Origin of the sequence: uncultured Roseobacter sp. (assembly GCF_947491795.1) — a bacterium.
GTDB lineage: Bacteria > Pseudomonadota > Alphaproteobacteria > Rhodobacterales > Rhodobacteraceae > Roseobacter.
In genome coordinates this window covers 1-958 of sequence record NZ_CANLKW010000029.1, presented here as the reverse complement: position 1 = coordinate 958, position 958 = coordinate 1, and the positions used below count along the sequence as shown (strand labels likewise).

General features: G+C 52.0%; 2 protein-coding genes. One reads left to right on the top strand and one right to left on the bottom strand.

The features are described from left to right. On the bottom strand, positions 1-194 hold a 194-nt coding region (locus Q1A34_RS21925), incomplete at its 3' end, for a hypothetical protein (protein ID WP_300039644.1). A gap of 389 nt (positions 195-583) precedes the next feature. On the opposite strand from Q1A34_RS21925, the gene Q1A34_RS21920 reads away from it, so the two are divergent. Continuing rightward, on the top strand, positions 584-958 hold a 375-nt coding region (locus tag Q1A34_RS21920; RefSeq protein WP_300039642.1), incomplete at its 3' end, for a ParB/Srx family N-terminal domain-containing protein.

The window sequence follows — 958 nt, the reverse complement described above, 5'->3', positions numbered from 1 at the left end:
TATCTCAAAAGCTTACCGGTGAGGAAGCCGATGTTATGCAACAGGAACTGCGGCGTATTTCGCGGCAAATGTCCCAAATCGGTGCTGTGAAGGCGGAAAGGACTGTCATTTTGCGGGATGGCATTGTCGTTTAACCGGACAGGGACGCGCTGATACCGGAAATACAGGTCGTCATTGCGCGGATGCAGTGCCATTTGGACAGAGCCGCGGTGTTATCGGGGGTCCTGGCTGCTCTGAAACCGGATGATCATGTCACACGGTGCAGCAGATTTGTGAAATGGGACTGAATTGACGGCCCGTTGAACTCGGCGGCCAGATTTGTGGAAGCGGGGCTTGAAACAAATCGTGATGTTTCAATTGCTTCTCCTGAACTGGAAAGAACTTTCCGGTTTGCAAAGCGCAAGCCACCGTAATTACCTGAAAAAGAATTTTACTGCAAAAGTGGGTGTCACAAAATATGGTGTAAAAATTCACTAAATCAGTTGGTTAAGGCGTCTTTTCGGCAAGTGTGCCTGCACAGCCCCGCTGCACGCGTGTATGCTGATGGCTGTCGCCTGTGTTGATGTCTACGGAGGAAAACAACGTGACTGCTGCAGTGAAAACGTTCGTGCAAAGCCAGCTGATTCATCTTCCGCCTTCAGAACTGCGCCCCTACGACCGCAATGCCCGAACACATTCAGCCAAACAGATTCGCCAGATTGCGCGCAGCATTGAGCGTTTTGGATTTACCAATCCCGTTCTTATTTCGGACGACAGCGAGATCATCGCCGGCCATGGACGTGTTTCTGCAGCCGGGATGCTTGGTCTCAGCACGGTGCCTTGCCTCAGGCTCTCGCACCTTTCTGCTGAAGAACGGCGCGCCTATGTTCTGGCAGACAACAAACTGGCCGAAAACGCCGGATGGGATCAGGAGATTCTGGCCATTGAACTGCAGGCCCTGATTGATCTGGACTTTGAT